The 23,520-nt window shown below is 45.9% G+C and carries 25 protein-coding genes; 12 read left to right on the plus strand and 13 right to left on the minus strand.

Features of this window, described 5'->3' with window-relative positions; all coding sequences use genetic code 11:
• Window positions 1–2: 2 nt before the first annotated feature.
• Window positions 3–1,373: an MATE family efflux transporter gene (locus C8D85_RS01125; protein WP_133559522.1), complete on the minus strand. Its 1,371-nt coding sequence runs from the start codon at window positions 1,371–1,373 to the stop codon at window positions 3–5.
• 105 nt (window positions 1,374–1,478) lie between these two features.
• On the opposite strand from C8D85_RS01125, the gene C8D85_RS01130 reads away from it, so the two are divergent.
• Window positions 1,479–2,357: a LysR family transcriptional regulator gene (locus C8D85_RS01130; protein ID WP_133559523.1), complete on the plus strand. Its 879-nt coding sequence runs from the start codon at window positions 1,479–1,481 to the stop codon at window positions 2,355–2,357.
• Here C8D85_RS01130 and C8D85_RS01135 read toward each other — a convergent pair.
• Window positions 2,354–3,253 carry a LysR family transcriptional regulator gene (locus C8D85_RS01135; RefSeq protein ID WP_133559524.1) on the minus strand — a complete coding sequence of 300 codons (900 nt, stop codon included), beginning with the start codon at window positions 3,251–3,253 and terminating at the stop codon, window positions 2,354–2,356. The two genes, C8D85_RS01130 and C8D85_RS01135, sit on opposite strands and share 4 nt — an antisense overlap.
• A 90-nt stretch (window positions 3,254–3,343) precedes the next feature.
• On the minus strand, window positions 3,344–4,270 hold the full coding sequence (locus C8D85_RS01140; protein ID WP_133559525.1) for a LysR family transcriptional regulator: 927 nt from the start codon (window positions 4,268–4,270) through the stop codon (window positions 3,344–3,346).
• Window positions 4,271–4,393: 123 nt separating this feature from the next.
• On the opposite strand from C8D85_RS01140, the gene ggt reads away from it, so the two are divergent.
• Window positions 4,394–6,145, plus strand: a complete 1,752-nt coding sequence (gene ggt, locus C8D85_RS01145) for a gamma-glutamyltransferase (protein WP_133559526.1) — start codon at window positions 4,394–4,396, stop codon at window positions 6,143–6,145.
• Between the two features lie 43 nt (window positions 6,146–6,188).
• On the opposite strand, the gene C8D85_RS01150 is transcribed toward ggt, so the two are convergent.
• Window positions 6,189–6,653 (minus strand): Lrp/AsnC family transcriptional regulator, encoded by a 465-nt coding sequence (locus C8D85_RS01150; RefSeq protein ID WP_133559527.1) that lies wholly within the window; start codon window positions 6,651–6,653, stop codon window positions 6,189–6,191.
• Window positions 6,654–6,794: 141 nt separating this feature from the next.
• Here C8D85_RS01150 and C8D85_RS01155 point away from each other — a divergent pair, with 141 nt between their 5' ends.
• Both C8D85_RS01155 and C8D85_RS01160 read left to right on the plus strand, forming a co-directional pair.
• Complete coding sequence (locus tag C8D85_RS01155) at window positions 6,795–7,415, plus strand: LysE family translocator (protein ID WP_133559528.1); 621 nt, start codon at window positions 6,795–6,797, stop codon at window positions 7,413–7,415.
• A 107-nt stretch (window positions 7,416–7,522) separates the two neighbouring features.
• Window positions 7,523–8,767 (plus strand): MFS transporter, encoded by a 1,245-nt coding sequence (locus tag C8D85_RS01160; protein ID WP_211342110.1) that lies wholly within the window; start codon window positions 7,523–7,525, stop codon window positions 8,765–8,767.
• 12 nt (window positions 8,768–8,779) lie between these two features.
• Here the strand turns inward: C8D85_RS01160 and C8D85_RS01165 are convergent, their stop codons facing one another.
• The 4 genes from C8D85_RS01165 to C8D85_RS01180 all read right to left on the minus strand — a co-directional run bounded on the left by C8D85_RS01165 (window position 8,780) and on the right by C8D85_RS01180 (window position 12,137).
• Window positions 8,780–10,105, minus strand: coding sequence for a sensor domain-containing diguanylate cyclase (locus C8D85_RS01165; RefSeq protein WP_133559529.1), 1,326 nt, complete (start codon window positions 10,103–10,105; stop codon window positions 8,780–8,782).
• Between the two features lie 3 nt (window positions 10,106–10,108).
• The gene (locus tag C8D85_RS01170) at window positions 10,109–10,741 is read right to left on the minus strand and encodes a chemotaxis protein CheC (protein WP_133559530.1); all 633 of its coding nucleotides are present in this window, start codon (window positions 10,739–10,741) and stop codon (window positions 10,109–10,111) included.
• Window positions 10,734–11,096, minus strand: coding sequence for a response regulator transcription factor (locus tag C8D85_RS01175; RefSeq protein WP_133559531.1), 363 nt, complete (start codon window positions 11,094–11,096; stop codon window positions 10,734–10,736). Before C8D85_RS01175 ends, C8D85_RS01170 begins: the two co-directional genes overlap by 8 nt.
• Window positions 11,097–11,240: 144 nt before the next feature.
• Window positions 11,241–12,137 (minus strand): LysR substrate-binding domain-containing protein, encoded by an 897-nt coding sequence (locus C8D85_RS01180; RefSeq protein ID WP_133559532.1) that lies wholly within the window; start codon window positions 12,135–12,137, stop codon window positions 11,241–11,243.
• Between the two features lie 95 nt (window positions 12,138–12,232).
• Between C8D85_RS01180 and C8D85_RS01185 the strand changes: the two genes are divergently transcribed.
• Window positions 12,233–13,444 (plus strand): MFS transporter, encoded by a 1,212-nt coding sequence (locus C8D85_RS01185; protein ID WP_133559533.1) that lies wholly within the window; start codon window positions 12,233–12,235, stop codon window positions 13,442–13,444.
• 57 nt (window positions 13,445–13,501) lie between these two features.
• Here C8D85_RS01185 and C8D85_RS01190 read toward each other — a convergent pair whose 3' ends face one another.
• Genes C8D85_RS01190 through C8D85_RS01200 form a run of 3 tightly spaced genes read right to left on the minus strand, consistent with a single transcriptional unit; the run spans window position 13,502 to window position 15,089 of the window.
• Window positions 13,502–13,840 (minus strand): AzlD domain-containing protein, encoded by a 339-nt coding sequence (locus C8D85_RS01190; protein ID WP_133559534.1) that lies wholly within the window; start codon window positions 13,838–13,840, stop codon window positions 13,502–13,504.
• Window positions 13,837–14,562 carry an AzlC family ABC transporter permease gene (locus tag C8D85_RS01195; RefSeq protein WP_133559535.1) on the minus strand — a complete coding sequence of 242 codons (726 nt, stop codon included), beginning with the start codon at window positions 14,560–14,562 and terminating at the stop codon, window positions 13,837–13,839. The genes C8D85_RS01190 and C8D85_RS01195 overlap by 4 nt, the downstream gene beginning before the upstream one ends.
• Window positions 14,559–15,089 carry a helix-turn-helix domain-containing protein gene (locus tag C8D85_RS01200; RefSeq protein WP_133559536.1) on the minus strand — a complete coding sequence of 177 codons (531 nt, stop codon included), beginning with the start codon at window positions 15,087–15,089 and terminating at the stop codon, window positions 14,559–14,561. Before C8D85_RS01200 ends, C8D85_RS01195 begins: the two co-directional genes overlap by 4 nt.
• A 247-nt stretch (window positions 15,090–15,336) precedes the next feature.
• Between C8D85_RS01200 and C8D85_RS01205 the strand changes: the two genes are divergently transcribed.
• Window positions 15,337–16,314, plus strand: a complete 978-nt coding sequence (locus C8D85_RS01205) for a Bug family tripartite tricarboxylate transporter substrate binding protein (protein ID WP_133559537.1) — start codon at window positions 15,337–15,339, stop codon at window positions 16,312–16,314.
• Between the two features lie 17 nt (window positions 16,315–16,331).
• Window positions 16,332–18,287: a tripartite tricarboxylate transporter permease gene (locus C8D85_RS01210; protein ID WP_133559538.1), complete on the plus strand. Its 1,956-nt coding sequence runs from the start codon at window positions 16,332–16,334 to the stop codon at window positions 18,285–18,287.
• Window positions 18,288–18,344: 57 nt separating this feature from the next.
• Here the strand turns inward: C8D85_RS01210 and C8D85_RS01215 are convergent, their stop codons facing one another.
• Entirely contained in the window at window positions 18,345–19,259 is a 915-nt protein-coding gene (locus tag C8D85_RS01215; RefSeq protein WP_133559539.1) for a LysR family transcriptional regulator, read from the minus strand.
• A 108-nt stretch (window positions 19,260–19,367) separates the two neighbouring features.
• On the opposite strand from C8D85_RS01215, the gene ttdA reads away from it, so the two are divergent.
• The 5 genes from ttdA to C8D85_RS01240 all read left to right on the plus strand — a co-directional run bounded on the left by ttdA (window position 19,368) and on the right by C8D85_RS01240 (window position 22,494).
• Window positions 19,368–20,267: a L(+)-tartrate dehydratase subunit alpha gene (gene ttdA / locus C8D85_RS01220; protein ID WP_133559540.1), complete on the plus strand. Its 900-nt coding sequence runs from the start codon at window positions 19,368–19,370 to the stop codon at window positions 20,265–20,267.
• On the plus strand, window positions 20,264–20,872 hold the full coding sequence (gene ttdB / locus C8D85_RS01225) for a L(+)-tartrate dehydratase subunit beta (RefSeq protein ID WP_133559541.1): 609 nt from the start codon (window positions 20,264–20,266) through the stop codon (window positions 20,870–20,872). Before ttdA ends, ttdB begins: the two co-directional genes overlap by 4 nt.
• 130 nt (window positions 20,873–21,002) lie before the next feature.
• On the plus strand, window positions 21,003–21,383 hold the full coding sequence (locus C8D85_RS01230) for a VOC family protein (RefSeq protein ID WP_133559542.1): 381 nt from the start codon (window positions 21,003–21,005) through the stop codon (window positions 21,381–21,383).
• Between the two features lie 69 nt (window positions 21,384–21,452).
• Complete coding sequence (locus C8D85_RS01235; RefSeq protein WP_133559543.1) at window positions 21,453–21,824, plus strand: winged helix-turn-helix transcriptional regulator; 372 nt, start codon at window positions 21,453–21,455, stop codon at window positions 21,822–21,824.
• A 118-nt stretch (window positions 21,825–21,942) separates the two neighbouring features.
• Complete coding sequence (locus C8D85_RS01240) at window positions 21,943–22,494, plus strand: flavodoxin family protein (protein WP_133559544.1); 552 nt, start codon at window positions 21,943–21,945, stop codon at window positions 22,492–22,494.
• A 35-nt stretch (window positions 22,495–22,529) separates the two neighbouring features.
• On the opposite strand, the gene C8D85_RS01245 is transcribed toward C8D85_RS01240, so the two are convergent.
• Window positions 22,530–23,420 (minus strand): LysR family transcriptional regulator, encoded by an 891-nt coding sequence (locus tag C8D85_RS01245; RefSeq protein ID WP_133559545.1) that lies wholly within the window; start codon window positions 23,418–23,420, stop codon window positions 22,530–22,532.
• Between the last annotated feature and the right edge of the window lie 100 nt (window positions 23,421–23,520).

Genomic DNA, 23,520 nt, shown 5'->3' on the forward strand with positions numbered 1-23,520 from the left:
GTTTAAAAGAAGGGCAGCCCCTGTTTGGTTTTCATTTCGACGACTGGCTCCGAACGGTGACTTAAAGACCGTATCAATATTGGTGCGACAATAATACTAAGCACTACATTGGATAGTGGCAGCGCCAGCCATATTCCTTGTGTCCCCAGCACTGCAGGAAAGGCCAACAGGAATGGGATTTGAATCACGATATTTCCCAGTGCGACGAGCATGGCTTCACGGTTTTGTCCAACAGATAAGAAATACACCGATGCGACAAATAAAAAACCATCCAAGCATAAAGCAAACAAATGCAGTCGCATGCCTTCAATTGTAATTTGAACCAGTCCAGTTTGTTCAGTCGTAAATAATCCGATTAACTGCTCCGAAAAGATGTTGGCGATCAGCGTGGTGCATAAGCCAAGGCCTAAGACGATTTTTAAAGCCAATATCATGGTGGTCTTTATGTGCTTAGGCTGCTTGGCCCCATAGTAATAACTGACAGGAGGCTGAATGCCATTCGCTAACCCCTCTGCAATCAAGTAATAGAGCAGGGCAATGTAATTAATAATCGCGAAGGCACTCACATACTCAACGGAGCCGTATTTAAGTAATAAGGTATTGTGCGCAGCAACAATAAAACTAAAGTATAAAAACATCACTAAGCCAGAGCTGCCTGTTTTCAGTACCTGCATAAGTTGTTTGAGGTTAATAAATTCCAGTGCTAAGCGGATGCTGGCTTTGTTCGAACAAAAATAAAGCAAAGCAAACACAGCAACAGTGGCTTGAGAGATTACCGTAGCTATCGCCGCACCTTTTAAACCTAGATTCCAATGCCCGAGCATTAAATAATCTAAAACGATATTGAGCAGTGCACCTATCCCTAACAATAACGTAGCTAGGTTAGGGCGATCATCATTGCGAACCAACATGGGCAAAGCGCCTGATGCAATCGTCATGATCGCTCCCCATTGAAAAACACTGATGTAATCAAGGGCCCATTGATAAGCTGTTGCTTCAGCGCCTTGTAGTGTAAGCAGCTGGCTACCACTCAATGCTAAGTAGCCACTGGAGACGATGGAAAGTAATAGAATCAGCCATAAAGAAGCAGTTAGACTACTGGACGCTTTTGCTTCATCACCTGCGCCACGCTGTTGGGACATGATGGCACCGCCACCCATGCCCACTAAAATCCCAAAGCCAATGATTAGACCCAGGATTGGCCAAGCCAAGTTCATGGCTGCAAGTCCATTTGCTCCGACATAGTGTCCAACAAACAAGCCATCAATGACTTGATAAAGCCCATTGACCAGCATGCCCGCCACCGATGGGATGGCAAACCGCCAAAAAGTTCGCTGAACAGAGCCTGTGAGGGAAAGAGATGCGTGTTCCATGATGTCACCTGAAGTTGATGTCTATATATTATTAAATGAAAATAAGATGAACCAAAATTAGCATTCATCTTAAAAAGAGATGGAGTGGCGCAGGAGTAAGAGAGTTTGAATTGGACAATTGATCAACTAAAGATCTTTGAAATGGCCGCAACAGAAGGTTCATTTTCAGCAGCAGCACGTAAACTTGGTAAAGCCCAATCCCGAGTGAGTACTGCGATTGCTGATTTAGAGTTAGATCTTGGGGCTGAACTATTCGACCGTTCTTTGCATACGCCGACATTAACGTCCTTTGGCCAAGAAATGCTAACTGAGGCTCGGTTTGTATTGGCTCAGCGAGATAGACTAAATGCCAGAGCCATGGCTGCCGTAGCAGGTCAAGATATTGAGCTGGTTATTGCTGGAGATGAGGCGGTCCCGCTCGTTGGCTTTCAAACCATTTTTGCGCGATTGGCTGAGCAGTTTCCAAATTTAAAGCTAACTCTCACACATGGATCTAGAAATGATATTGCCGCCGCTGTGCTATCCGGTAGAGCTACTATGGGGGTCTTGTTCCGATCAAGTCAGTTAGACGATGACATAGAATTTCATTCAGTTGGGCATTTTAAACAAACCCTAATTGTTGCCAAAGATCACCCACTTTGCAGCAGCGCTGAACCTAATTTGTCCCAGCTACAAGCTTTTCGCCAGTTGGTGATTTGTGACCGTTTAGGAGAAAACCGAGCGGCACCGCTGACGTCTAACTACTGGCACATTGATAGCTATTATCAAATCTCTGAAATGGTGGCCATGGGGCTAGGCTGGGCGCTTGTGCCTGAACACATAGCGCGTTCCCCTTGGTATCGCGATTCACTAATTAGCTTGTCCACGCAAAACATCCCGCAGTCCACCCTAGTCGAAGTGGGCGTGATAAAACGACGGGATCAGCATTTTGGTGAAGCCGGACAGTGGTTACTTCGACAGCTAGAGCAGCTCTTTAATCATTAATCTAAGCTGAGCTCCCGAAGGATCGACGCAAAATTTAAGGTCGTTGGTGAGGGGAGACGTTGTCGATAAGCCAAAGCAAGACTAACCTTTGGTGTCGGGGCGGTAATGGAGCGGAAGGTAACGCCTGCAATGGACAGCTGTCGCATGGAATCAGGCAATAGAGACACGCCTAGATTGGCCGCGACGAGGGAGAGTATGGAGGCGATTTGTGGTGCGGCTGGCCCCAATTTGGGCTCAAACCCTGCTGCTCGACAGTTTTCCAGCACCGCATCATGCAGGCTGATGGCGTCTTCTCTTGCGGTCATGATAAAGGGGGAAGCAGCCAGTTCCTGCAAGGCAAGGGTTTCGCTTTCTGCTGTTGCGGCCAAAGGGTGATCGATAGGGAGTACGGCGATCAGTTCTTCCTCGATGATCTCGCGGATATACAAACTTGGGTCATCGGAGCTCGATGGTCGAATAATGGCAATATCCAACTTTTCTTGTAGCAATAACTCAACCAGTTTTAATGCCGTGGCCTCCTTGATCACCAACTCGACCTCTGGATACGCTGCTTGAAAGGCTTTGATGGTGGCTGGAATCTTTGGGTTCAGCGCTGCGGTACCAGTGAAGCCGAGGTGTAAACTACCGGATAGCCCTTTTGCCGCTCTTTGGCTCATGTGCAACGCATGCTGAGCTGTGGCGGGTAGATCTTTAACGGCTTGATAGAACACTTCGCCGGCTTCTGTTAGCTCCACCCCTTGCGGGATGCGATGAAATAGAGCCGCGCCAACCTCCCGTTCTAAATCCTTTATTTGCTGACTTAACGGCGGTTGATTAATACCTAGATTAGCTGCAGCGCGGGTCATGTTTTTTTCATCGGCTACCGCTAAAAAGTAGCGAATATGTCTAAGTTCCATAGGGATATGCAAATAGTATTGAAGAGAAAGTCTTAATACTTTATACGACTTTCTATTTGTTCACTATTAAAAGTCTCAATTTGGAGCTAACTACCTTTCAACAAGGCCGCTAATGTCTACAAAATGTTGTTTTAGCCACTGATATGATCTTTCTTGTGTTCTTGTTTTATGGAAGTAGAGACAAGACTGATGGGTTGGCGCTGGTAGCGGTAATGGTCGAGTGGTGATCGCAAACTCTTTACTTAGTTGGAGCGCTAATGAGCGTGGCAGGATGGCAAAAAAGTCGCTTTTTGCGACGGTTTCCGCAATAACCAATGGTGAAGAGAGCGTTAGCATAACATCACGTTTTAGCCCCATCTCATTTAACTTCTCATCAATTGTCCCAGGCTTGCCATCCCAATGAACCACTAAAATATGCGGATAATGAATGTAGCTATCTAGGCTGATCGGTTTCGTTTGGTCACTACTGATCCCAGGATGATTGCTCCGTGCAATCATTAAAAATGGCTCTTCGAGAAGTATCTGAGACTCGACGATAGACGGAACCTCACCAGAAAAGGGTGTTGCAATAACAAAGTCGATCTCTTGGTTAGCAATGGCTGTTAAAGCCTGCTTGTCCATCTTTTCAACATGCAGCTTGATGCCTCGAGAAAGATGCTGCCATTGTGTCATAAGTGGAGGAATTAATGTCAGCTGAGCATAGTCATTCGCTACAATGGTGAATGTCTTCTCATCTTTAGTTGGATCGAACCCTTTGCTTGCATCCAGTGCTTGTTGAAGCAACAACAAGGATTCTGTGATTCTCGGAGCAATCAAGTAGGCCAATGCGGTTGGTTGCATCTGATTATCTCGGCGGATAAACAAGACATCTCCTAGGTTTTCCCTTAAACGAGCCAGCGCATGACTGAAAGCGGACTCGCTTAGCGCAACCTTGGCGGCAGCTTTTTTGACAGACTTTGTCTCCATTAAAGCATCAAAAATAAGCATAAGATTAAGATCAATGTTGCGTAAATTCATTCTGCATTCCCTGCAGGTTGTCCTGCATATTAAGCACTTCTATTGATTGGTCGGATTCCATAAGATGGTTTCAGAGAGACATTAGTCTTTCTGTCAAACGATAATAATATAAGGAATGTATCAATGCGATTTGCAATCAAAACGCTGGCCCTTTCAGTTTCTTTGTTGAGTAGCTCTGGTCTCATGGCTGCTGGACAAGCAGCTGATGCTTTTTCACCCGAGGCCGCCGGAGCCATTGAGCAGAAAAAGTTAGTTGAGGCACACAATTTTATGGTGGCCGCAGCTAACCCTAAAGCTGTGGAAGCTGGCTATGCTGTGCTTAAGAATGGTGGTTCTGCTATGGATGCGTATGTTGCTGTTCAAGCAGTTTTGGGGCTTGTAGAGCCGCAATCATCAGGGATCGGTGGTGGAGCGTTTGCCGTATACTACGATGCCGCTAAGCAAAAAGTAACCACTTTCGATGCCCGAGAAACGGCCCCATTAGAAGCGACGCCAGAGCTGTTTCAACATGAAGACGGCACAACTTATAAGTTCTATGATGCGGTTATAGGAGGGCGTTCAGTTGGCACACCCGGAACGGTAGCGTTGATGCAAAAACTGCACAATGTTCATGGTAAGCTGCCTTGGAACTCACTGTTCGAACCTGCCATTAAGCTTGCAACAGATGGCTTTGCAGTGTCCCCACGTTTGGCTGGTGCGATTTCTCAAACTCATGAATCTCTAGCTAAGTTTCCTGAAACGGCTGAATACTTCCTAGATAAAAGTGGCCAACCTTTGGCAGAAGGAACGCTTTTAAAGAATCCAAAATACGCTAATACACTTAAGCATATTGCTTCGACGGGTGCAGAAGGCTTTTACCATGGTCAAATCGCTGAAGATATCGTAAATACCGTCCGTTCTATCTCAGACAATCCCGGTGTACTTTCCTTAGCCGATTTTCAAACTTACAAAGTAAAAGAGCGACCTGCGACCTGTCTACCTTACGAAGCATTTGATATTTGTGGTATGGGGCCACCAAGTTCGGGTGCTCTAACCGTTGGTCAGATTTTAGGGATTACACAGCACTTTGATTTGGCTTCTATGGGGCCTGAATCCGCTCAGGCATGGCAAATTATAGGGGATGCTTCGCGTTTAGCGTTTGCTGACCGTGGCCGATACATGGCTGACACGGATTTCGTGCCGATGCCCGAAGGCTTGTTAGACAAAAGTTATTTAGCCACCAGAGCACAATTAATCACTCCAGGAAAAGCATTGTCTTCGGTAGCGGCAGGCGAACCTCGTTGGCAGAAAGCCGTGGTTCAAGCGGATGACCAATCCATTGAGTTTCCAAGTACGAGTCATATTTCCATCGTCGATGCGGAAGGTAATGCCTTATCGATCACGACTACGATTGAAAATGGCTTCGGCTCACGAGTAATGAGTAATGGCTTCTTACTAAACAATGAACTAACAGACTTCTCATTTGCGTCTTACAGTGAGGGTTATCCGATTGCTAACCGCTTAGAACCCGGAAAGCGTCCTAGATCTTCCATGGCCCCAACAATCGTATTGAAGGATGACAAGCCATACATGGTAGTGGGCTCACCAGGTGGCTCTCGAATCATTGGATATGTGTCCAAAGCCTTGATCGCACATCTAGAATGGGGCATGGATATGCAATCCGCCATCTCTATGCCAAATATGTTAAACCGTTTTGGCATCTATGATATTGAAAAGGGGACTTCAGCAGAATCTCTTGCACCAGAGCTTGAGTCGATGGGCTTTGACGTCTCGGTGAAAGATTTAAATTCCGGTTTACAAGGCATAGTGATTGAGAACGGCAAACTTTATGGCGGTGCTGACCCACGTCGTGAAGGCATTGTGATGGGCGATTAAAGATACACAGAGTAAGCAAGCTCTTAAGGGGCTTGCTTACTAATTACACCTGCAAGGCCTGTTTGCTTTTAATCGACGACAGTAGCATGTAGGTGTGTAAACCGGAGATAAAGCTGGCTTGTAAGGTGTCGTTTATCAGGTGGTTAAACTCTTCCATGGTTTTACAGTAGACGTGCAGCATAAAGTCGTCTTCTCCTGTTATGGAATGACACTCATGAATTAAGGGGTGATTCTGAATCAGTTCGATGGTTCTTTTGCGTGCATCGACTTCGCTTTTCCGGTACTGCACCATGATCACGGCAGACACATCAATGCCGACTTTTTTCTTGTTCACGACTGCGACATAGTGGTCGATTACGCCTTCCTCTTCTAGCCGCTTAATTCGACGAAAACACTGTGACGAAGACAATCCAATTTGTTCAGCAAGCTCAATACGGGGTATTTGGCTGTTTTGCTGAAGTAAGTTAAGAATGCTGATGTCATATCGATCAAGGGCAGGGTGGTGCATGATTAATGTCTCAAATTTAAGATTAATGAAATTATTCATGCATTATGGGTTTTGGGTCAAGCCAATTTCGCTGAGATAGTGGCGTAGGTTTTGGGATACATTTTTAGTCCTTATCCCCTTACCAGCTCGTGAGAAATTGAAATGAATTTAGTCTTACTCAGTGTGTTTATTCCGACCTTCTTTTTTGTCTCTATCACCCCCGGAATGTGTATGACGTTGGCCTTGAGTCTTGGCTTAAGAGTCGGTTATCTGCGCACACTTTGGATGATGCTGGGTGAATTAATCGGCATTGGGTTAGTGTCACTTGCCGCTGCATTAGGGGTCGCGTCGATCATCGACAGCTACCCATGGCTGTTTGTCATGCTTAAATACGCAGGTGGTGCGTATCTGCTGTATTTGGGCATTTCTATGTGGCGCTCGAAGGGCAGTCTAGCCTTGTCAGCTCATAACGATGAACAAAAAAGTGGCAGCAATGTACAGCTAATGCTGCAAGGATTTGTGACTGCAGTGGCGAACCCTAAGGGCTGGGCGTTTATGATTTCTTTATTACCGCCTTTTATCGATAGTAGCCAATCGTTAGCGACACAGTTAGCCAGCTTAGTCGCAGTGATTTTAATCATTGAGTTTGTTTGCATGAGCATTTACTCAATTGGTGGCAAAAGCCTAAAGCACATGCTCAGTCATTCAGACAATATTCGCACCATGAATCGAATCTCAGGCGCCTTGATGGTAGGCGTGAGTTTTTGGTTGGTAATGAGTTGAGTTATCTCTTTTGATACTTTTTATGTATGGAATGTGATAGCGCCATATATTAGAGCGCTTATAAACAACTCACTAAAATAGTCTCACTTTAAAAAGGAGACCTTAAAGTGAGTACATCGCAATCCTATCTTTCCCAACCTTCCACCCAGCCTAACAGTAATGACGGCAATGCCTCGCTTGTTTTTATCGAGCGGGGGACGGCTGCCTATCGCCGTGCGGGCTGGGCATTATTTCTCGCAGGGTTTTCCAGTTTTTCCCTTATTTATTGTGTTCAGCCGTTGCTACCTATTTTTGCCAAGGAGTTTGCTGTCTCCGCTGCTCAGAGTTCCTTGGCCTTGTCTTACACAACTGGAGTACTAGCGTTTGCCATTGTACTGGCGGGCGCCTTTTCCCAATCCCTAGGTCGTAAAGGGTTGATGTGCGTTTCGATGTTATTGACGGCAGGCTTATGTGTTGCGTTTTCTCTAATGACAGATTGGAATGCCTTTTTAATCCTAAGAGCTTTGATGGGGTTGTTATTAGGTGGCGTGCCTGCAGTTGCCATGGCGTGGTTAGCAGAAGAGATTGATCCTGCACATTTAGGTAAAAGTATGGGGCTTTATGTGGGGGGCACGGCATTTGGAGCCATGATGGGCCGAGTGGGGGGGGGCGTGCTCACCGAGTTTGTCTCTTGGCGCATGGCTATGGGAACTTTGGGTGTTCTCTGTTTGTTGACCACATTAGGGTTTTGTTGGTTATTGCCGCCTTCTCGAAACTTTGTACGCCAATCTGGTTTCAGTCTAAGTATTCATTTGCGTTATTGGGGCAAGCACCTTGCCAACATGAAACTGCTGGCTTTGTATGGGGTGGCGTTTTTACTACCCAGTGTCTTTACCACCTTGTTTAACTACGCCACGTTTCATCTAGCGGGGCCTATCTATCAGCTCTCGCCATTTCAAAGTAGTTTGCTATTCCTCGCCTTTGCATTTGGCATGGTGTCTTCCACACTGTCTGGAGCGCTTGCCGATCGGTTTGGCCGAATACCTATGATCCAGCTAGGCTTTGTTTGTCTTTTGCTAGGCAGTGCGACGACGATTTGGCAGCCACTTTGGTTACTGGCCAGCGGTATATCTTTGGTGGCTATAGGCTTTTTTATCGGCCATAGCGCCGCCAGCGGCGCGGTCGGTCGTATAGCTCCCCAAGCGAAGGGGCATGCTACATCACTGTATTTACTGTTTTACTATCTAGGCAACAGCGTGACTGGCACCCTAGGTGGTTGGTTTTGGCATCTAGGCGATTGGAGCGGGGTGGTGGTGCTCACGACAGTGATCGCTATGATCGGGCTTATATTTAGCTTGTTCTTAAGGGAATAGATCTGTCTATTACTAAAGTTCTAACGTGCCTTGTTTGGAGTTTTTGTGGTGATACATGTGCTTGTCAGAAACTAATAGTAGTTCATTTAAGGATTGCCCATGTTCTGGGTAAGAGGCGTATCCTACTGATGCGCTCATTGAAATTGGAATCGACTCACATAAGAAAGATTTTGAGATAGTTTCTAACAGTGATGCCTCTAGTTCTTTGATGTTGTTAGCGTGCTTTCTAAGGATGACAAATTCGTCACCGCCTATGCGGAATGCCAAATCGTCAGGCGCTAGCACGCTATTAATTTTACTGGCCATTTTTTGGAGTACTTTATCGCCGATATGATGGCCATGAACATCGTTGACTTGCTTAAACTTGTTCAAGTCGATGAATAGAAGAGACAGTTTATCGCTTTCTTTGAGCGCATTATTAAATGCTGTTGTTAAGGCTCCACGATTTAATAAGCCAGTGAGAATATCGTTATTGGCTAAAAAGTGTAGTTTTTCGTAGTTGGTCTTCCATTCAATGAGGTTGTTGACCAGATCTGTTATTTTCAGCAGATTTTTGTGAGCCAGATGGCTATTGCCTTCATCATTTGTGGATGTGAAAACAATGTAACCTTTTACTTTCTCTTTGTTGACGTCATGAATGGCGTGAAAAATAGCACCGCTGCTATCTTTAATCTGGCTAATTTCATGGATGGCATCATTTGCTGATCTAGACAATATAATGGATTCAACCGACTTGTAAGAGGCTGGGTGGCTAGGATCGATAAACCGCAAAAAGTGGTCATTAATAATGACAGCGACTTGAGCGTGGAATGAGTGCGGTAAACGGTTAACACGATCAGTAAAAGCTTCAATGTATTCAGCTAACGACTCAGACAGATTGGGAGCACGGGATAAAAAGTCTTTCTCAAGAGTCAAAAGTTTTTCATTAAAACGAATTTGCGTTTCCCGTCTTACTAGTGCTGTGTAATCAATGACTCTAAGCAGGACTCCACCCACCTCACTTAGAGGTGTGACGAGCACTGAAATGTCGAGTTTATGTTGACCTGATTGATTACTCACATGCAGAGGTAGTAGTTGCTTATGCATTTTATGAGAAAGCATACGGCTTAGTGTGCTGGATCTCGCTTGCTCAAGCGCACTTAATAAAGCTGGTGATATCCCTTCAAAAACGTACTCTAATTTACGCTTTATCAATGCATCTCTATTTAACTGACAGTGTTTTAGGATCCAATCGTTGACATGCGCGACCTTACCATTTTTATCGAGAATGATGATGCCACCTTCAATTGAATCCAGCGAAGACATCACAATATCAATAGGAATTGTTCGGTCGATCATGGCTTATTCCCCAAGCTCGTTAAGGTAGTTTTGTAGCGCTTCTTTAAAAGTATCTACGATTGAAAAATCAATGGTGAAAACTAAATGTCCAGACAAGTCTTTGTGTTTTAGGCTAAAGTCGATGGTCAAAAGCATGACTACAACAGACTTGGGTTCTTCCCCTTTGCTTAAGTGTTTGAGCAAACTGTCTGATTCAATATGGAAGGTCGTAGGGAGATCTGTATGCAGACTTTCGCCAAGAATGTTGGCAATGGTCGATAGGCAGTTGTTTAGCAAAATATTGCCAAGCTCTGATAGAACTTCTTGTTCAAGTTCCGCGTCCAACTCAATGTCATCGTCTAATTCTTCCCCAAGCATTGCCGTGACCAGATCTAGACTGCGAGCTTCGGGAAAAAGTAGTGTAGCGGTACCGCCAATAAAACCTTTAAACTCCTGGCTTACGCCACTTAAAGCAACAGAAAGGCGCTCATTGAAAGCACTTTCCGCTTCTTCATAAGACAGAAACTCAAGTTTTGGCACGCATAATGTCACTTCATCATCGGCAATTTGAGAAAGCGAAGCGGCTGCTTTCCCAACACCGATGTTCATGAGCTCAACGACTAAATCATGTTCATCAGGGTTAAGGTAATTAATCACAGAAGCCTCCTATCACTTCAGCCAGTTGGCTTGCGTTGACAGGTTTGCCGACAAACTCTACTCCTAATCCCTTTGCCTTTTCTTGAATGGACGTTTGAATGTTTGCCGTGACAAGCACGTATTTCATATCGGGATGCTGACCAATGATGGCTTCAACCAACTCTAAACCATTGCGTCCAGGCATGTTGAAATCAATCAATGCGATATCAGCAGTATTGTCTTGCAGGTAAGCTTCGGCGACATCCGCGTTTTCAGCCTCGGAAATTTCAAACTCTTGCGATACACCCTTAATCGCTTTTTTTAATCCCATTCGACTTACGCGGCTGTCGTCAACCAATAAAACTTTAACTGTCATGGCAAAATCCTGATATAGATCAATTTATTCTTTAATAGTAAATCAAACAAACAGCTCTTGTGATGCCGTAAACGTATAAGTTTGTGTAGTTATTGTTAACTGAGTGAGTTTTTGTAGACAGAAAACTTATGGTATTTCAGCGCGTTAGATTTTCGAAAAAGACGTTATAAGCCAATCTGAGAAAAGTTTTGCGCTGGGGGATAATCGGCGGTTTTGGGGCGATACAAGGTAGTAGCCTTTACCGGAAGGGATGCGGATTGGTAAAGGCTCAATTAATGTTCCATTACTCAGTTCTTCGGCAGAGAGTACTTTGTTGCTTAATGTGACCCCTTGACCACGTTTGGCTGCTTCAATCGCTAATAGGGATTGATCGAAGTACAGCTTAGGCCCACGACAATGGACAGACGCGCCAGCTTTGCTCAACCAGAAATTCCAGTCAGGGTAGAGGCTTATTTCAATGAGCGTGGTTTGATTGAGCTGCTCAATTTGCCCTAACTGAGCCTTGGCCTGATAACTAGGGGAGCACACCACCATGACTTCGTCTTCGCACAATAATTGGCAGTTCAGGTCTTTTGCTTGACCGTCAAAGTAGCGTATCGCCATATCGACTTTGTCTTTGCGAAAATCCACCACATCGTTAGTCGCATTAATGCGCACGTTAATCTCTGGGTGCAAGATCATAAAGTCAGCAAGTCGTGGTGCCAGCCATTTTGCTGCCATGGATGTGGACATCGACACTGAAACATCGGTGCTTGCTCCGGCTCTGTAGCGCTGGCAAATCTGATCTAAATTGCTGAGTGAGTCGGACAGCTCTTGGTAAAGAGCCTGCGCGGCTTCTGTGATCACCAGCTTACGTGTTCTTCTCTCAAATAAGGCATAGCCCAACCATTCTTCTAGCTTCTTGATCTGCTGGGAGACGGCTCCTGGCGTTACGTTTAATTCTTCTGCCGCAACTTTGAAGCTGCCAAGTCTTGCCGTTGCTTCGAATGCCCACAATGCTCTAATGGGGGCTTTGCTATTGGAGGTTTGTGGCTTATGCATTAGAAAAACTACTTTATATGAAAATTAAATTGGTTTGTTTTCAGCCTCTTTGAAGGAGACCATACATCGATACATTAGTTTATCGAGAGTATGCTATGAACTATAAATTGACCAGTACTAAGTTTCTAATCTTTTCTGCCTGTTGCTTGCTGATCCTTTCCTTTGGATATCGGTCTGGCTTTGGCCTATTTATGGAACCCATTTCTGATGCCAAGGGGTGGGGGCGAGATACGATTTCCTTTGCCCTGGCGTTGCAGAACCTGATCTGGGGTGTGGTGGCGGTGTTTGCGGGTGGTCTTGCTGACCGCTATGGCAATGCCAAAGTGATCATTGCCGGAGCTATAATGTACGGTGGCGGCATGATGCTGATTACGGTTTCCGACTCGCCGCTTTTACTAAATGCCACCATGGGATTATTAATTGGCTCGGGGATTGCCGGAACCGCTTTTGGCATTGTGCTGCCTGCGATGGCACGCGCTGTGGGAGAAGAGCGCCGTCAATGGGCACTAGGCGTCGGTACAGCGGCTGGCTCGATGGGGCAGTTTCTGGTGGTACCAATAGCCCAACAATTATTGGGTTCTTTAGGCTGGGAAATGGCCATGTTAGTACTGGGGGCAAGTGCCTTGTCCATGGCGATTTTTGCCATGCCACTCGCACCATATTCAGGTGCTAATGCCACTTCTTCAAATAATGGACCTTCTCAAGGAGTTTTCGAGGCGCTATGGGAAGCACTCAATAACCGCTCATTTCTATTATTAACGGCAGGGTTTTACGTCTGTGGTTTCCAATTAGCGTTTGTGACGGTACACATGCCTGCATACCTACGAGACTTAGGCTTCGACCCTTGGCTAGGTGCGTGGAGCATTGCGGTGATCGGGCTATGTAACGTGATTGGTTCTTATGTTGCAGGGATTGTGTCAGGAAAATACTCAAAGTCGCTGGTATTAGGGATTATTTACTTTGTCCGTGCTTTATCGATCGTTGTCTTTATGCTGCTACCTACCAGCACCTTTAGTGTATTAGGCTTCAGTGTATTGCTAGGCTTATTCTGGCTGGCAACAGTTCCACCAACATCGGGACTGATTGCCGTACTATTTGGCACCCGTTATATGGCGCTGTTATACGGCGTGGTTTTCTTAAGTCATCAAATTGGTAGTTTCTGTGGTGTATTGCTGGGTGGTGTTCTGTATGAAATGAACGGAAGCTACGATGTAGTATGGTGGTTAAGTGTTGTATTGGCTTTGATTGCAAGTATCCTTCATTGGCCAATTAAGGAGCAGCCCGTGCAGCGACTTGCGACCGCATAATTTGGCAATTAAAACGAGGCCAGCTGAGATAGCTGGCCTCGTTTTTATAAAAGTGAATTAACCTAAAAGCACCACAACTACGCCAAATACCGCAACGCCGGAAAAGATAGGCCAGCCCATCGAACGGGTTCGACGCCAGACTAAGTAAGTCATCATGACTCCCACAAAGGTTGCAAACCACGTTGTCACGGAAGGGTGCCCAGGAACTAAAGAGGTACCAAACATAGCCGCGATCATCGTTGGTCCCAAAATCGTCAACCAACTTGGCATATTGGCAATGCCTTCTTGAGTGTTCTCTCTTTCTAGTTTTCGCGCCATCCATAGATATGGCAACAGTCGAATCAAATACGTACCGATAGCGATGGTAAGTAGGGTGATCCAAATCGTATGGCTCATGAGTGTGCTCCTTGTTTGCCTGTGTACTTAAGTGCATAGAACGCTAGAGCACCGCATAAGGCTGCCGCCGGGATAGCGATATTTGGAAAACCAAAGACTTTCAGCAGCATGGCACATGCAGCGGCACCTGCAATAGTCACTGTCCACTGTAGGTTATTGCAACGGGGCACGATGAGTACAAAGAACAAAGCAGGTAAGGCAAACGGAAGGACGTCATTGATTAACGGCCAGCGCTGCATTAACTCATCCCCGGCAATGGCCCCCAAAGCCGAGCCCCCAATCCAACTCAACCAAGCCAAGGTTGCCGCTCCGGTGTACCAGCTAATACGTGTTTCACTGGGCATTTGTGGTAAGCGTGTGTGGGCGATGGCGAAGATCTGATCCGTTAGACCATGCATGAGTGGTCCCCAACGGGCATCCTTGGTTAAGTAGGGCGCTAAGTTTGGGCCATACACAACATGTCGTGCGTTGATCAGCAACGTCATAATAATCACCAGCCAAAGTGGAGCGCCAGAGGCCACCATAGCGACAAATAAAAACTGTGATGCACCAGCGTAGATAAAGGTCGAGATCAAGATGGTTTCAAGCACACTGAAACCAGATTGAACAGAAATCAGACCAAACGAAATCGCCACAGGAATATAGCCACCTAGAAGCGGAATCGCATCTTTAATACCTTGCTTCCAAGGCGTCATAGATAAGGGTTGTGTAATGCTACTCATATTGACTGCTCCTGTTTAGGGTAGGTGATCACCATGATCAAAGTCGTCCATAAATCCCCTGTCCGGTAACAGTGAGATTTATCGGCTGAGAAGGTAAACGTATCGCCAGCACTAAGCTTTTGTAGGTCCTGCTCCTCACCAGCAAACAATTCGCCACTAATAATAGTGATCGATTCAGTGGAGCCTGTGATATGAGGCTCCGACAGTTTGGTTGTATGAGGCGCACACGACATCCAGTAGACATCAACCCTTGGGTTATCTGTGCCTTGATCGATCAGCTTTACTTGAATGCCATTTTCACCCAATGAGGCGGGTACTCTGGCGATTAAGTCACTAAAAGGCACATTCAGCTGTACCGCTAAGCGCCAGATCGTTTCGATGGTCGGGTTACCATCCCCTTGTTCAATCCTAGACAGATTGGATTTGGCGATGCCTGCATCTTGTGCAAGCTGTGACAAAGACAAGCCCTTCTTAAGGCGCAGGGTTTGTAGATTCCTGCCTAAAATGTCGAGATTTGGTTTTTCCATAGAGTTGGCTTCTTATTTGAGCGTTTCATAAATTGTTCCATATATCGAACGTTCTATATATAGAACAGTTAAAAGTCAATTAAAGAAGCTGTTTTTGCACAATTCATATGCAGTTGGCGTTTTTGTCCGTAAGTGACAGGTCTATTATTGAAAAAAAGTGAATAAAGATTTAACCCTCAGAAAGCGTAAGGAAATACGCATGTGGTTATAGTGATCAAGCTAGTTAATCACAATAAAGGGTTACATAATGAATAAAAATAAAATTGCTCGTTTTACAAAACCTCTCCTTACTGCGATGACAGTAGGGGCTTTGTCTATGTCAATGTCGTCAATGGCGGCTGAAGACTTTCCGTCAAAGCCCATTAATTACATTTTGACATTCAATGCCGGCGGTGAGTCTGACTTATCTGCTCGTTTCCAACAAACCGTATTTGAAAAGCACGCCGGTGTTAAAACGGTAATCCAGTACATGCCAGGTGCTGGTGGGGCGGTTGCGTGGTCGCAGCTAAACGGTATGGAAGGTGATGGTTACACTATTATGGGGATTAATATTCCGCACACCATCATGCAACCAATCGTGAAAGATTCGGGTTACAAAACCGAAGAACTGACTCCTATTTACTACTTCCATTACACACCGAATGCGATTTTCGTTCCGGCAAACAGTAAGTTCGAACAATTATCCGACTTGGTCGATTATGCGAAAAAGAATCCAGGTATGGTGACGTTCGCTGGTTCTGGCTCTAATTCCGCCAACCACATTGGTCAAACCTTGTTCGATAAAATGACAGGTGTCACCACAACGTATGTACCTTTCAGTGGTATCGGTCCTGCAATGACGGCATTGATGGGAAATCAGCTGACTGCTGGATTTAACTACGCCACATCTGGCGCTAACGCAGGGGATAAACTGCGTATGTTGGCTGTATCTGCTGAGAAACGTTTGAAGGCGTTCCCTGATGTGCCGACGTTTAAAGAGCTAGGCATTGATCTAGTCGGTGGCGCTTACCGCGGTTTGGCTGTGCCAAAGTCGACCCCTGAAGAAGTTCGCCAGAAGCTATCTAAGATCATCGGTGATATTAATAGCGATCCAGAGTTCGTTAAAAAGATGGAAGATAATGGCTTTGTGCTAACGGACATTCCATATGAACAAATGGATGCATTTATGGAAGCCAATCAAAAGGAATATGAAGGCGTTGCAGAGTTACTGGGCTTGAGCAAATAAAAAAGTAGGTAATCAAAATGGAACTACTGAGCTATTTAGTTGAAGCCCTCACGCCTTTAAACCTGATGCTTGCATTGATTGGCGTGATTGCTGGGACGGTTATCGGCGCCATGCCTGGGCTGTCAGCGACAATGGCTGTCGCTGTATTAGTGCCATTTACCTATGTGATGGGGCCAGCTTCTGGCCTCATCGTACTGGGGGCGATTTATACGGGTGCCATTTATGGTGGCGCGTTTGCGGCCATCTTGGTCAATACACCAGGAACACCTTCTGCCATTGCGACCACGTTTGATGGTTATCCGATGGCAAAACAAGGCAAAGGTGCATTGGCTATTTCCTTAGCCACTCTCGCCTCCGTCGGCGGTGGTGTAGTGGGTGGCATTGCTTTGTTATTGCTTGCACCTCCGCTAGCGGAAGTGGCGTTGGCATTTGGTCCAGCCGAGTACTTTTGGATGGCGGTATTTGGTCTTACGTTGATTTCCGCACTGTCTATTGGCAACACTGTAAAAGGCTTGATTGGTGCCTGTATCGGTTTGATCCTCTCGACCGTGGGTGTGGCAGTGGTGGGCGGCGATGTACGTTTTACCTTTGATCAAGTGTCTCTACTAGGTGGCATCGACATCACCTCGGCCATCATTGGTCTTTATTGTATGCCGGTGATCATTGATCTGGTGGCGTCGAAAACGCCGCATTTAAACTTCGCCAAAGTTGAGGGAGAATCTTCTCTTAAAACGGCTTTTACTCTCGCTGCAAAGCGTAAGTTCAACCTTCTGCGAAGTTCCATTATCGGTACTGTGGTGGGTATCTTACCAGGTGCAGGCGGCTCTATTGCAGGCTTGGTAGCTTACACCGAGGCACGTCGTAGTTCTAAGGAATCGGACAAGTTTGGTAAAGGCGCACCGGATGGCATCATTGCTACTGAATCTGCCAACAATGCTACCGTGGGTGGGGGCTTTATTCCGACCTTGGTATTGGGTATTCCGGGCACACCACCTGATGCAATCATTCTAGGCGCTTTGTTAGTTCAAGGCATCAAAACCGGTCCTACGCTCTTTACTGAGCAAGGCAGTATTGTTTACACCTTTATCTACGGCTTATTGATTGCAACATTGCTGATGTTGCCAGTTGGACTGGTGCTAGGTAAGTACGCTTACAAATCGATTGCTAAAACGCCAAAGCAGTTGTTGGTGCCAACGGTGGCGTTCTTGACCGTGATTGGTAGCTACGCGATCCACAGCAACCCACATGATACCTTTGTGATGTTTGCCTTGGGTGTTTTGGCTTGGGTATTGTCGAAATTTGGCTTCAGTGCCTCACCGATTGTATTAGGCTTAGTGCTTGGGAAAATCGCCGAGCAAGGTTTCGTGCAAACCTACTTGATTGGCTCTGCGCAAGATCGAGTGATGGAGATGTTCTTTGGTCGCCCGATTTCGATTGGCATTATTATCTGTGCGGTGTTTGCCTTGATTTATCCATTGTGGATGGCGCGTCGTAAGAAGAGCCAAGAACAAACCGTGGCGCTAGATAATAAACCTGCCACCTTGATGGTAACGCTGCTGATCATGGCTGGAAGTGGGGTACTGCTTTCACAAATGGATGGCATGTCAAAATTAGGCGCTGTATTCCCAAGCTATATTTTGTATGCGGTATTGGTTCTATCAGGTTTGTTGCTGATTCGACTGTTGAGAACGAAGCATTCAACGCCGTTTCTACAGTTGGGTGTTTTGCCCACTGCACGTCAGTCAGCGGTTGTCGTGACGATCGGTTTATGGACGCTGTTTATGTCGACTTTGGGCTTTGCTCTGTCTTCTTTGTTAGCGTTTACCAGCATCATGCTGATAGCGAACTTTGATAAACCGAAGCTGGTACCAATGTTGCGTAACGTGTCGGTATCGGTAGTGATTGTGGCGGCATTTTACTTATTAATGAAAGAAGTATTGTTGCTGAGGATGCCTGCAGGGATCTTGTTTTAAAGTATAACGGCAATCGCTTTACTCAAGTTATTCCTTAACATTCCTACCAGAAAGGTCCTACCAAAAGGACCTTTCTTTGTTTTCATTGTTTAAAAATGAATCCTGTAAGTAATCCAAAAAGCGAGTGACCTTAGCGGATTGATTCAAACGCTCCATGTATACGGCATAAATATCTGCTTCAGGTGTTTCGTAGTCGGTAAAAATCGCTTCCAACTTTCCTTGGCGCATGTATTTCGCCAAATCCCATTCCGCGCGCATCACAATGCCATGACCATCTAAGGCCCAGCGTAAGGCGATTTCGCCGTCGTTGGTGAGCATGTTGGCCTTCACTTTGACTACTTCTTCTTGATTGTCTTTGTAAAAGCGCCAAGCGCTGGCCACTTGCTGGTTTTGTTTGATGATAATGCAGTTGTGCGACATTAACTCCGCAGGCGTCTCTGGTTTGCCAAAGCGCTTAAAGTACGTAGGGGAGGCGCAGACCAAACGGCGATTGGGGGCTATTTTACGGGCAATAACTCGTGAGTCAGGTGCTTGGCCAAAACGGATGCACACATCTACGGACTCGTCCGGTAGGGTGATAGGGCGGTCGGTGAGCATCAGCTGAATTTCAACTTCTGGGTTTTCGGTTAAAAACTCCGACAAAATCGGCGCAATGTAATTCCTACCAAACCCTAAAGGCGCGTTAACTCGCAATAAGCCTCGCGGGGTTGAGCGTCGGTTGGTGACCGCTGCTTCCATTTCTTCGATTTGCGTTTTGATGTCTTTAGCGTGTTCTAGATAGATTTCCCCTTCATTGGTCAGACTGATACGACGAGTGGTGCGATTGACGAGACGAACCCCAAGACGAGACTCCAAATTGTTCAAGCGTTTCGTTACCGCTGAGGGTGTTAGATTGAGCTCACGGGCGGTGGCGGATAACGCGCCATTTTTGGCCAGTGAAATGAAAAATTCGAACTCAGAGTTTGCGTCCATTATTGCCTCTAGGGAAAAAGTGTCTGTCTTTTATTTTTAACTGATGACGTCTGATATCCCTAAAATCATATCACCAGCCTCATGATAAAAACCAATAAAGGGGGAGATATGAGCAGCGAAAACTCTGTGGAGTACATGTCTGACGTGATGACCAAGTTTACCAGCTACATTGGTAAACGTTTACCGAAAGACGTTAAGCAAAAACAAGCGGATTTGAGAAAAAAAGAAAAGAATCCGATGGCCATCGAGATTTACGACACCATGGCCGAAAACCAAGAAGCGGCGGATAAATTAGACCGTCCGAGCTGTCAGGACACGGGTGTTATTCAATACTTTCTAACGGTCGGTGCCAAATTCCCTTTGATCGGTGAGCTGGAAGATATCCTTCGTACCGCCACCCTTGAAGCGACTAAAAAAGGCCCGTTACGTCACAACGCAGTGGAAACGTTTGACGAAAAAAATACCGGCACAAACACTGGCTCGAAAATCCCATGGTTGGATTGGGACATCGTACCGAACGATGATACGGCGACGATCGAAGTCTACATGGCCGGAGGCGGTTGTACCTTACCAGGCCACGCTAAAGTCTTGATGCCAGGGCAAGGCTATGAAGGTGTTGCTGACTTTGTCTTTGATGTAATCACCTCTCGCGGCATTAACGCATGTCCGCCATTGTTAGTAGGTGTTGGAGTATCGACGTCGGTGGAAACCGCTGCACGTTTGTCGAAGAAAGCCATTTTGCGTCCAGTGGACACCTCTAACCCGAATGCGAATGCCGCCTTGATGGAGCAGTTATTGGAAGAGGGGCTAAACGAAGTAGGGATTGGGCCTCAGGGCTTAACCGGTGATAACACGGTGATGGGGGTGAATATTGAATCCTCTGCTCGTCATCCATCGACCATTGGTGTTGCGGTATCCACTGGCTGCTGGGCTCACCGTCGCGGCACGATTAAGTTCAACTCGGATTTAAGCTACGAAATCATCTCTCACGAGGACGTCACACTATGAAAAAAATCCTAACGACCCCTATTTCAGATGAAGCATTGGCCGACCTTAACGTGGGCGACATTGTTTATCTGACCGGACACTTAGTGACCTGTCGTGACGTGGCACATCGTCGTCTTATCGAACTTAAGCAAAAATTGCCAGTGGACGTGCGTGGTGGGGCTATTTTCCACGCAGGTCCAATTGTTCGAGAAAAAGACGATGGCTCTTTTGAAATGGTTTCCATCGGCCCTACGACCAGTATGCGAATGGAGAAATTTGAACGCCAGTTTATCGCCGAAACGGGTGTGAAAATGATCATTGGTAAAGGTGGTATGGGTGAGGAAACGGCCGCGGGCTGCCTTGAGAACAAGGCAGTTCACGCGGTTTTTCCTGGCGGTTGTGCTGTGGTCGCAGCCACCAAAGTGGAAGCCATTGAAGCGGCAGAATGGCGTGATCTGGGTATGCCAGAAACCCTATGGGTGAACCGCGTCAAAGAGTTTGGTCCATTGATTATTTCCATCGATACCAAGGGAAATAATATCTTTGAACAGAACAAGAAAACGTTCAACGAGCGCAAAGGGGCCATCCTTGAGCGTATTCATGAACAGGTCAAATTCATCAAGTAATCGAGGAGCCTCCACCCAGTGGGGGCAGTTTTTTACTATTACAGTGATACTTGATTAAGTCTCACAAGGATGTGAACTTGACGGTATAATGTCCCCTCCATGGAGACTGAATACTAATAAAGAGGACACAATGGAAATAACTCGACTAGATCACTTCGTGTTAACCGTAAAAGATCTGCAAAAAACCGTAGCCTTTTACACTCAAGTGATGGGGATGAAAGAAGTGCGTTTTGGCGAAGGGCGTATTGCCTTGGAATACGGCCAACAAAAAATCAACCTGCATGAGCTAGGCAATGAATTTGAGCCCAAGGCTCAAAATGTCCGTGAAGGCAGTGCTGACCTGTGCTTTATCACACAAACACCATTAGAAGGCGCCATGACCCATGTCCGAGAGCAGGGCATTGAATTATTAGAAGGCCCAGTAAAACGAACGGGTGCCCAAGGCCCGATTCTATCGTTTTACTTCCGCGATCCTGACGGCAACTTAATCGAAGTGTCGAATTATCTTTAACAAGAAGCATCTGCTTGTAGTAGAACTTTGATAAGATAACACTAGTTTGTAACGATTTCGGTAAGCCTCATGTCCCAAGAATTTCCCTTCAATATTTACGCGAAAGATTGCCCCTCCCGAGTGTTCTTTGAACGATTATCTGACAAGTGGAGCATGTTGATCATTGGTTTGTTGGTGCAGGAAACCAAGCGCTTTAATCAGCTTAAGCGTGAAGTGGAAGGCATCTCACAAAAAGTTTTATCACAAAAACTAAAGCAACTTGAGCGTGATGGATTGGTGCATCGTGAGGTACAGGCGACGGTGCCGGTGACGGTGAAATACAGTTTGACCCCACTAGGTGTTTCGTTCACTGGCATCATTGATGAGATGAAAGTTTGGGCGGAAGGAAATGTTATGCAGATGTTGGAAGCGCAGCGTGAATATGATTTGGCGAATGCCTAGCATCCTAGCCAGTTACTTCTGGGTAACTAGCGCACTTCAAGGTAACTAATTGTTAAGTAAGTTTCTTAAGGATACTATACCCATATCTAATTCACATGACCTAGATATGGAGTCAGAAATGAGTAAAACAGCTGTTGTATATTTTTCAGGTTACGGTCACACCAAGCGCGTTGCAGAGTTTGTTGCAGAGGGCGCTCAAGCAGAGCTAATTGCTATTGATGAAAACGGTGATATCGCCGAGTCTGCATGGGACACACTTAACAGTGCCGATGCGATTATCTTCGGTGCGCCAACTTACATGGGATCTTACCCTTGGCAGTTTAAGAAGTTCGCCGATGCTACGTCAAAAGTTTGGTTCACTCGTGGCTGGCAAGACAAAGTGTTTGGTGGTTTCACAAACAGTGCCAGCTTGAACGGTGACAAGCAAGTCACTCTGATTGCATTACAGACACTTGCGTCACAACACGGCGGTATCTGGGTAAGTCTAGGTTTAGCACCATCCAACACTTTGGTCGCTTCTCGCGAAGACGTAAACAATCTAGGTGGTTCTGTAGGCCTTTTGGTTCAGTCTCCTTCTGATGCGGGTGCAGAAGCTATCCCTTCAGGCGATTTGGAAACAGCGCGTCAATACGGTGAGCGTGTGGCGGCTGTGGCAGCACGCTTTGCTTAATGCATTACAAGGTAGGGCCGTTGCGTCCTACCTTTCTATCTATATTTGAATGCCTCCAAGAACGCCAAAAATGCAGGCGATGATTGTCTTCGGTTTGGGTAGTAAAGATGAAATCCAGGGAAATACGGTGTCCAGTCGATTAGAACCGTTTTCAAACGACCATCATCCAGATAAGGTCTTGCCAACTCTTCTGGAACAAAGCCTAAACCAACCCCGTCTACAGCAGCGTTTAGTACGTGCATAATACTATTGAATACAATATTTCCCTTACCTTTGACGGTGAATTCTTTACCATCTTTCTCAAACTCCCATGCGTAGATAGAGCCGTCTGGTCGATGACGAATATCAACACACTTATGTTGGGGTAATTCGTAAGGTGTTTTAGGTTCTCCGTATTTTTCAAAATATTCAGGAGATCCAACGACTACAAGGCGTATATCTGGACCCACTGGAATGGCAATCATATCTTGGCTGATGGATTCGCCTAAGCGAATGCCTGCATCAAATCTTTCAGTTACGACATTGGTAAAGCCATAGTCCACATAAATCTCTACGGTTACATCAGGGAAGTCCTCTAGAAATTTAGCGATTTTGGGTCTCAAGCAGAGCTCAATTTGGTCATCCGTACAGGAAATTCGAATCGTGCCTGATGGCTTATCTCTCAACTCACCAAGCGCTTCTACTTCTTGAGATATCATTTCAAATAGTGGTGATAATGAGTTGATTAAGCGTTCTCCTGCTTCCGTAGGAGAGACATTACGCGTTGTTCTAGTCAGTAGTCTAATCCCTAGCCGTTCCTCTAGGCTTTTCATTCTGTGACTCAATGCTGATGGTGTGATGCCAAGTCTTGCTGCAGCTTTGGTGAAGCTCTGGTCTTCTGCCACTGCTAGGAAGGCCTGTATATCATCGATTTTTGTAATATTCATTGCTGAGTATTTCTCACAAGTACATCAAATTACCTCCTACTAATCATGCTAGAGCTACTGTGTCAATATTTAATGAATTATCAAACAGTTCAATCATGGC

Origin of the sequence: Marinomonas communis (assembly GCF_004363305.1) — a bacterium.
GTDB classification, from domain to species: domain Bacteria; phylum Pseudomonadota; class Gammaproteobacteria; order Pseudomonadales; family Marinomonadaceae; genus Marinomonas; species Marinomonas communis.